The organism is Streptomyces sp. NPDC050549 (assembly GCF_040655035.1).
Classification (GTDB): domain Bacteria; phylum Actinomycetota; class Actinomycetes; order Streptomycetales; family Streptomycetaceae; genus Streptomyces.
Map to the genome: position 1 here is coordinate 1 of NZ_JBFAJD010000089.1, position 8,440 is coordinate 8,440.

Below are 8,440 nucleotides of genomic sequence, written 5' to 3' on the forward strand. Positions count from 1 at the left end.
GCGGCAGATCGCCGCAAAGAGCAACGAAATCCCCGCCTTCGCCCCGCTGCTTGAGCCACTCGACCTGCACGGCCACGTCATCACCGCCGACGCGCTGCACACCCAGACCGGCCACGCCGAGCAGATCACCGCTCAGGGCGCCCGCTACATCCTGGTCGTCAAGGGCAACCAGAAGAAGCTCCGCCGTCAGCTGCGGCGCCTGCCCTGGCGCGAGGTCCCGCTCCAACACCGCACTCGCGACCAGCGACACGGACGCCGCGAGATCCGCCGGCTCAAGGTCTGCACCGTCCAACCCGGACTGCTCTTCCCCCACGCCGTCCAGGCCATCGAGGTCAAGCGCCGCCGCACCAACCGCAGGACCGGCAGGACCACCATCAAGACGATCTACGCGGTCACCAGCCTCACCCCGGACCAGGCCACAGCATCCCGGCTCGCCGAACTCATCCGCGGGCACTGGCAGGTGGAAGCCCTGCACCATGTCCGGGACGTGACCTTCGCCGAAGACGCCTCCAGCGTCCGCACCGGCACCGCACCCCGCGCCATGGCGACCCTCCGCAACCTCGCCATCGGCCTCATCCGCCAGGCCGGATGGACCAACATCGCCGCCGCCACCGACCACTACCGGTCACGAACAGACCACGCACTTCAACTACTCGATCTTGAAACCTGAGAACGCATCAGCCCTGGCGGTGGGTCCGGTCGCTGAGCGGGGCCAGCGCGGTAGTCCGGTCCTCCCGAAGCGACGGGCAAAGGCAGCGCCGAACCAGCTGAAAGGGTGCAAGGAGAGTGCGCAGAGCTCGCAATGCAATCATGGGCGAGCCTTCTTGAGGCATCTCCAGCAGATGAAGCAGAGGGCGAGGGAGACGTGCGCGCCGTGCAGGTGGAGCCGTCTTTCCCACTGGACGGCCAGGCGTTTGAACTGGTGGAGCAGGACCGGGGGCCCACGTGGATGGCCCGGCTTGCCGGCGACGGGCGGGATGCCGTCCGGCAGGGCCAGGATTTGGGGTGGTGACGTCGTTGACACTGGTCGCAGTGATGATGCTCCTGAACGGGTGCCGTTCCCGCCCGCAGATCAGTTGGTGTTCACTGCCCGTCTTCCGATGGTCGACCGGTGAGGGGCCGGTGGCTTCACCCTCCCCTCATTCGCACGGATGTGGATCAACGGGCATTTCGTGGAACCGTGCCCGGACCCGGTTGTCGATCAGTTCGTGCGGAACGGAGTAGCAGATCCCTTCGACCGAGATCGTGGACTCCCCGTTCACCCGCCAGGTGGTGCCGAACGCGGCGGTGAACGGTCTCCTCGGCGGTGGGTGCGGCCGCTGCTGTTCCTCGGCGAGCTGCTTGACCGGCTTGCGCTGAGTCTCCCGGTGGGTGCGGGGGAGTTGACCTCGTGGCAGAACACGTGGCGGGCCGCCTTCAGCTCGCCGAAGGTCTTGTAGTGCTCGCACAGGTTTACGTCCCTCGGACCCAGGTGGCACGGACCGTCGCCTCGGAACCGTTCTTCTTCTCGTGGTCGGCGGGCAGGCAGGTGCGTATGGTCCTGCTGTAGTGCCGGGCGGCCTCGACGGTCTGTGGGTTGCGGACCGCGATCCCGGCGACGTGATCGGTGTTGACCGTCTCCTCGTTCTGTAGGAACAGGGGTTCGCTCCCGAGGCCGAGGGCTACACCGCGATCCGTCACCAGCAAGAACTCGGCACCAGCTGTTTCGATCTGGTCAGCACCGTGGCGAATCCGGGCGGCAACACCCTGGCACTGACGCAGCCCACCGAGGCGACGCAGTTCCACCGACACTTGAGGTCCGACCGTCGCCAGCTCATTTGGGGCAGTGTTTTTTGCGGTACTCCCGAGGTGGCACACCGTAGGCGGATCGGAAATTCTTGCTGAGCATCGCTGAGTCCGGCATGCCCCAGGCGGCGGCCAGTTCATTTATTTTCCGGTGTCGCAGATCTGGATCGACAAGGTCGTGTGCGAAACCCTCCAGACGCCGGCGCCTGATGTACTGCATGACACTCTCGCCGACAGGTTCGAACAGCCGGTGCAGTTGCCGCACTGATATATGATGCTCGGCCGCAAGTGTTGCCGGACCTACCCCGAAATGGCCGAGCTGCCTTTCGATGGATTCCTTCACATCGATCAAGAGGGGGACACCGCCGGCCGGGTGGTAGTCGCCCATATCCGCGTACGCGATTCTCGCCATGGACATACCGAGAAAGTAAACGATATGCCCCGGGCCGGGACCTAATTCACCGTCAACGTTCCAAATTTCCGTTGCAAGAGTCCTAAGGAGGGGAAATAACAGCGATCCCGTCTGTGACTCCTCGGGTCTCCGTACCACGCGGAAGGCTCCCCGGTGTGCGGTCGGCATTGTGTCCATCATCTCTCCCGCGAAGCGGAGGACGAGTAGTCGTGAGACGCCCGGCGTGTGAAATGAGAAGTCGGCACAGTCATCGGTGACAATAAGAGTGCCCGTATCGATTTCCGCACAACGTCCCTCGTGGACCGTGAATGCGACCCCCGACAGCATGTAAAATATGACGTATTGTGGCGACTTATGGGAATCACTTGAGTTATTCTCGAACCTGATGGCGGCCGGTCCGCAGTCCACGGTCGTCACTTCAATTCCGTCCGCACTGATGGAGTTCATGTCTATGTGCAATATCGGCGTGTGTAGATAACTGCCGTAAGGATGCTCGCCAGCAAGGAAGGGAAACTTCTCAGGATTGACCACGGAAGGCCACCCTCCAATGCGCAGACTCGGCCGGTTTTCTTACTTATTCTCTTTCTTACTTTCTTACGTCATCCAACTTTCAATGAAGTAATCATTTCGATTTGCAGTCAATGATATGAAGGCGATTTTCGGCCATCTTCCAGGCTTGCGGGAACGAATTAAATCGGATGGAAAAGTCACCCCATCCTGTCGCCTGCATATGGTTATCTGACGGTAGGTAAACTTGTTATGAATTAAAAATCTCTGAGAGGTTAGCCTCGATCGTTCATGAGTTCCCGTCAGCTTGCTGACGGGGACTTTGTGTCTGTGCGGTGGGGTCTTTTCGGGGCTGGGGCAGGCTGAGGGCCCGGCTCTCGCGTCGGGTCGGCGCCGGGTTCCACTTCGCCGGTGTGGTGATGCGGGTTGTCGGGATGGTCGAAGTGGCTGGTCAGCCGGGGTTCGGCAGGGCTGCGAGTCGCTGGATCGCGCGGGTGATCACATCCGTCCAGGGCCATCGGGCGGTGAAGCGGAGCCAGTGACGGCGGCCGGTTTTCACGAACTGAGCGGCGGCGGAGAACAGCCGCAGGCGGAGCTTCTTGGGTTCCCAGCGGCGGGTGGTGCCGGTCAGAGCGAGCATCGGCATCCAGGCGAGGAGGTCGAGTGCGAGGGAGACGATCTCCAGCCAGATCCGGTTCTGCGCGGTGTCGTGCAGGGGCAGATTCCGCAGACCGGTGGCGCGCGCGTTTCGGATGCGGTCCTCGCAGCGGGCCCGGCGGCGGTGACGCAGTTCGAGGTCGGCGAGCTGGCTGCCTTTTGTGTTGGTCGCGAAGCAGGTCAGCCGTAGTCCGTCGACATCGGTGAAGCGCAACTGGGCGCCGGGGTGCGGCCGTTCCCTGCGGACGACCAGCCGCATCCCCTTCGGCCAGGTGCTCAGGTCGGGCATGTCGGTGATCTCGGCGACCCAGGCGCCGGGCCGTTCGGTGCCGCCGGCGTCGTAGGCCGGCGTCCATGCCTTCTTCGGGATCTTCAGGACGGCCTGGTGGAGGGTGTCGGTGATGGTCATTCCGACGGAATACGACAGCCACCGGCCCCGGCGGGAGAGCCAGTCGAGGAAGGCATGGGTGCCGCCGGCCGAGTCGGTACGGATCAAGGTCTGCCGGCCTCGCCGCAGGTGTTTCGGCAGTTGGGCCAGGGCGAGTTGGGTGGTCGCGATGTGATCGCTCGCGGTGTTGGAGCCGGCGTTGCCGGGCCGCAGCAGGGCAGCCACCGGCTCTCCGGACCCGGCCGGGCCGTGGTCGGCGAACGCGACGAGCGGGTGATGGCCGAAGGTCTTCTTCCAGGTCGCGGTGGCGTCCTGCTTCTCGGAGTGCGCGAGGACGAGCACGCCGTCGATGTCCACGATCACGCTGCCGTCGACGGCCGGGCCGTTCGTCCCGGCCAGCTCCCAGACCCGCGTGCGTACTTCGGCTCGGGCCGTGCGGATCGCGGTGAGCGCCTTCGGTCCGGCTGCAGCCAGGGCGTCGACGAGACGGGAGACCGTGGGGTTGTCGGCGTACACGTGAACGTGGCCCTGGCAAGATTTTCGTGAAGCGGGGCTGTGCCTCCGTGCGCCGGTGACGCTCCGTCACGGGTAGCGGCGTCGGAGGTGGGCCATGAGGACGACTCGGTGGCGCAGGAGCGGAACGCCAGCGCGGCCGGCCATGATCCGTTTCTGGAGCTTCAGGTCCGTGATCCGGCCTTCGTTGACGCCGGAGTTGAACGGGGTGGTGATCCACCGGGCGACCTGGCGGGGCGAGGGTGGCCGCTCGCGCGGTGTGTCGATCGGCAGACCGCGGCGTAGCGGTGCGATGGCCATCTTGACCCGTTGGTAGTGGCCGCTGTAGCCCTTGGCGGCAATCTCCTGGTGCAGCACGGTCGCGGTGTGCTCGCCTTCCTCCCACCGCTGCCTCAGATACTCCAGATATGGGTCGAGGCTCGTGGACCGGCGGGGCGGAGTGCGCCGTACGCACTCCTGCCAGCAGGCAGCCCGTGCGTACTTGGCCACGGTGCGGCGGTTCAAGCCGAGCTCGCGGGCCATTGCACTGAGGCTGCGGGCCGTGCCGGTGTAACTCTGGACGGTCTCGAACAGTCGCTTCGCGTGACGCAGGGCGGGAGTATCGGCCGCCTCGCACGGTTCGTCCGCCGTCGGTAGGGCCGGTTCGGGTTCACGTACTGCCGCGGCCAGGCAGCCGCGGTGGGCTGCGGCGATGTCCGAGACCCGCTTCGACAACCCCTGCCACAGGTGAAAACGATCGCTGACCTGCACCGCGTCCGGGGCTCCCTCGGCAATGCCCTGCCGGTAGACCAGCGAACCGTCCCGGCACACCACCTCGACGCCTGGATGCGCACGCAGCCAGGAGGCCAGCTGCCCGGCATCGCGCCCGGCCCACAACTCGATCGGCAGCCGCGTGTCGGCATTCACGAGCAGCGTGCCGTAGACGTCCGCGTACAACGCAAAGTCATCCACGCCCAGCACCCGCGGTGTCGCGACCGGCGGAAGTCCCATGCGCATCAACTGGAACAGCACACTCGTCCGCGACAACGGCGTCTTCACGATGCGCAGAAGCCGGGACCCGCCACGGCCGGCGAGCAACACCCCGGCCATCTCGACCAGATGCTGCAGCAGCGGACTGCGCCGCTGATAGCGCACCGTCAGCCCCTCCACCTGCTCGGCAAACGTCCGCCGACCGCAGTCCGCACTGTCGCAAAACAACCGCCGCACCGCCAGACTGATCAGCACCGGGCGGCCCCCGGCAGCGACATCGGCCAGCGTGCGGGAATACCGGCTGTGCACCCGCGCCGACGCGCACCGGCAATCCGGACACGCCACCATCAACTCGCGGGTACGGGCAGCGATACGGACAACGCCGCCCGCCACCCACACTCGTTCCACCCGCACCGCATCGAGGTGCGGCGACACAATTCGTACGAGGTCATCACACTCGCCGAAGGTCCCGCTACCCGTGACGGAGCGTCACCGGCGCACGGAGGCACAGCCCCGCTTCACGAAAATCTTGCCAGGGCCAGCTTAGGGTCGTACGCCGACATCCCCTTCCACCTCCTGCTACGCCTCGCCCCCTGGTATCCCGACCGACCGCTGCGAGCGGGGGAGGAGCGCAGGTGAGCTCCGGAGGGCGGCGACCGGCCAACCCCGGCAAGCTGCCCGGTCCACCCAGTGAGCCCTCGCGCACCCGATCTCGATCTTGCGGAAGTGCCGCACGCCCGGCACCGAGGCCGTCGCCGTTCCGGTCCCGGGACGAGGACAGCGAAGGGCCGGCCGCCGGATCCACTCCGGCTGCCGGTCCCTCACCTGCGCGCGCGGGCCATGCGGCCGCACCTGCTTCCCCGCACTCCTTCCAGCCCGTTCGGTTCGCGCAGTTGACCAGGTGGCGCTTGTGCGAGCGGACCGTGGCGGGCGCGAGGCCGAGGAGCTCCCCGATCCCCGAGTCCGCGAACTGCGGGGCGCACAGGACGAGCACCTGGGCCTGACGCTCCGACAGTTCCTCGACCAGCCGGCGGAACATCTCGTCGGTGATGACCGCAGCGCCCAGGCCCTGCTCGTGCTCTGCCGTCCGGTCCCAGGACTCGAGGCCCTCGAACTCCTCGACGCAGTACTCCGATCCCCGACTCACAGCGCGGCGCCGCAAGTTGTCGGCCACCCTGTGCAAGTAGGCGTAGGGGTAGCCCACGCGGCTGACCGTGTCCCAGTTGCGCAGTACGGTCACGAACGCCTCCTGGGAGATGCCCTCCGGCGAATAGCCAGGCAGACTTCACCAGCCGCGCTCACGCCGCTAAGCCGAGAACACCAGAAGGTCAGGCAACACTCCAGGCACGCAACTGACGACCGACCAGGCCAACCCCCATCGCACCGGACGCCGCCCCCTGCACCAGAGCGACCGCCTCCTTGGGCGGATACTCCAGCCGACACCCGTTCAGCACGAGATAAGCCTCGGCGCAGTGCCACGCGAACGCCTCGTTGGAGTGCTCCAGACACGGCAGCCGCACCAGCGTCTGCAGCAACGCCGCCGCCTTGAGATACAAAGACCCGTAGACGTCGCGCTCCATGGCCCGGGCATTGACCCGGGCGACAGCCGCGTACAACGGACCGTAGTCGTCCACCTGCGGATCACCGGGCAGCAGCCCGGCAGCATGCAGCAGAAAAGTCACATCAAGAGGGTGAAACGGTTCGTGCTGAGTCACGCGGCGTGACCCCGCTCCTGCTGCTCCTCAAGATCATGCCGCGCGGCGAGCTCCGCAGCACGATGCTTCCCGTCGGCATCGGCCCCGCCGGCCGCTTCGGCGAAGGCGTCGCCGCTACGGGCCATCGACTTGCTGAAGGCATCGAGGAAGTGCGTTTCCACCGCGGTGGCACGGGCGTAGGCAGCGGACAGGATGTACTCCTGCAAGCTGACGCCCTCCTGCCGTGCTGCGGCCTCGATCGCGGCGCGCTGGGCCGGATCGGGAAAACGTAGGTTCATCGCTTTGGGCTGAGACATGGTACCAATGGTATCGCCGGTACCGCAGGGGTGGCCATCCCTGAAACGGGGGAGACCTCAAACTCGAATCTTCCATAGTTCTGAAGCTAAGTCTGGGCACCGACGTGATCGTGATCGTGTTGAGCACCGTCACCACTCCGGCCTCCCCCCACCAGGACGAGACCGACGTCGATCGAAGCCGCTTCACCTGGCCACCCTGGCAGGGAGACGTCATCCCCGAGGCCCATAGAAGCCGGTGTCGACCCAACTCTTGGAGATGGTTGGGTACTTCTCCTTCGCCTGGTCGAGGAGGCGTATTCCCAGGGCGTTCTCGGAGAAGCTCGCGGCGGTGACGGTGACTGCGAGGATCAGTCCGATCGTGTCGGTGAGGATGCCTCGCTTCCGGCCTACGATCTTCTTGGCGGCGTCCGTTCCCTGACTGGTCAGGGGCACGTTGGTGGAGGTCTTCACGCTCTGGGTGTCGATGATGGAGCCTGTGGGTTCGGGCTTGCGCCCCTCCTTCACGCGGGCCAGCCCGGTCAGGTCGTAATTGAGCTGGGCGAAGATTCCCTCATCACGCCAGGCGGCGTAGTAGAAGTAGACGGCGCCGTGGCTCGGGAAGTCGTGTGGGAGGTATTTCCAGGGGATTCCGGTGCGGTTCACGTAGAGAATCGCATTGAATGCGTCGCGGAGGTCGACCTTGGCCGGCTGGCCGGTGGGTCTGCGGTCAAGCCGGGCTTTCCTCCAGGCCGTCAACGTCGGCTCGATCAGGGCCCATCGGGCATCGGACAGGTCGCTGGGGTACGGCTTCCGCTCGCTCACGGTACAGCGTGATCATGGGTCACGCCGGAATGCGTCGCCGCGCCGCTTCTCAGGCGTTTCCATGATCTTTCTAAGCCAGACGGACTTCGGGGCGCAAGGTCGGATGAGACGGGCAGTCGAGTGCGCGACCCCTGAGGGGGCGATATTCGCTAACGCGGCATCTCATACCGAAATAGGGCATGCATGAAAGACGTGTACCCGACTAGATCTACGTAAACGCCCTCTCCGTGGGCGTTCACATAGCGTTCTTTCGGTGTGCGAGTTTTGCCGGGTCTTCAAAGTTGAGCGGTGCGGAGGTGCCTACGGGCTCGGCGGGTGGTGACACAACGTGTGCGTAGTCGTTGGTTCGCAGCGTTGCGGAACCCGAAGGCGGCGCGGGCGACGAGCTTGATCACGC

Annotated in this window: 5 protein-coding genes and 3 pseudogenes; 1 reads left to right on the forward strand and 7 read right to left on the reverse strand. The window is 65.6% G+C overall.

Annotation, left to right across the window (positions count from 1 at the left end; translation table 11 throughout):
* On the forward strand, positions 1-670 hold a 670-nt coding region (locus AB0I51_RS47745; protein ID WP_362985707.1), incomplete at its 5' end, for an ISAs1 family transposase.
* Between the two features lie 502 nt (positions 671-1,172).
* Here AB0I51_RS47745 and AB0I51_RS47750 read toward each other — a convergent pair.
* The 7 genes and pseudogenes from AB0I51_RS47750 to AB0I51_RS47780 all read right to left on the reverse strand — a co-directional run.
* Positions 1,173-1,653: pseudogene (locus AB0I51_RS47750) on the reverse strand (IS21 family transposase); the annotation flags it as partial.
* 160 nt (positions 1,654-1,813) lie between these two features.
* The gene (locus tag AB0I51_RS47755; protein ID WP_362985709.1) at positions 1,814-2,728 is read right to left on the reverse strand and encodes a helix-turn-helix domain-containing protein; all 915 of its coding nucleotides are present in this window, start codon (positions 2,726-2,728) and stop codon (positions 1,814-1,816) included.
* Between the two features lie 427 nt (positions 2,729-3,155).
* Positions 3,156-4,298: pseudogene (locus AB0I51_RS47760) on the reverse strand (IS1380 family transposase); the annotation flags it as partial.
* A 33-nt stretch (positions 4,299-4,331) separates the two neighbouring features.
* Positions 4,332-5,666 (reverse strand): ISL3 family transposase, encoded by a 1,335-nt coding sequence (locus AB0I51_RS47765; RefSeq protein ID WP_362985711.1) that lies wholly within the window; start codon positions 5,664-5,666, stop codon positions 4,332-4,334.
* A gap of 893 nt (positions 5,667-6,559) precedes the next feature.
* Positions 6,560-6,946: a fic family toxin-antitoxin system, toxin component gene (locus AB0I51_RS47770; protein ID WP_362985713.1), complete on the reverse strand. Its 387-nt coding sequence runs from the start codon at positions 6,944-6,946 to the stop codon at positions 6,560-6,562.
* A complete protein-coding gene (locus AB0I51_RS47775; RefSeq protein ID WP_362985715.1) occupies positions 6,943-7,242 on the reverse strand; it encodes a DUF1778 domain-containing protein in 300 nt (99 codons plus the stop codon). Before AB0I51_RS47775 ends, AB0I51_RS47770 begins: the two co-directional genes overlap by 4 nt.
* A 228-nt stretch (positions 7,243-7,470) precedes the next feature.
* Positions 7,471-8,043: pseudogene (locus AB0I51_RS47780) on the reverse strand (IS5 family transposase); the annotation flags it as partial.
* Positions 8,044-8,440 lie beyond the last annotated feature (397 nt).

Coding starts and splice junctions, on each gene's coding strand:
- AB0I51_RS47775 (WP_362985715.1), bottom strand. CDS start 7,242: ATGTCTCAGCCCAAAGCGATGAACCTACGTTTTCCCGATCCGGCCCAG.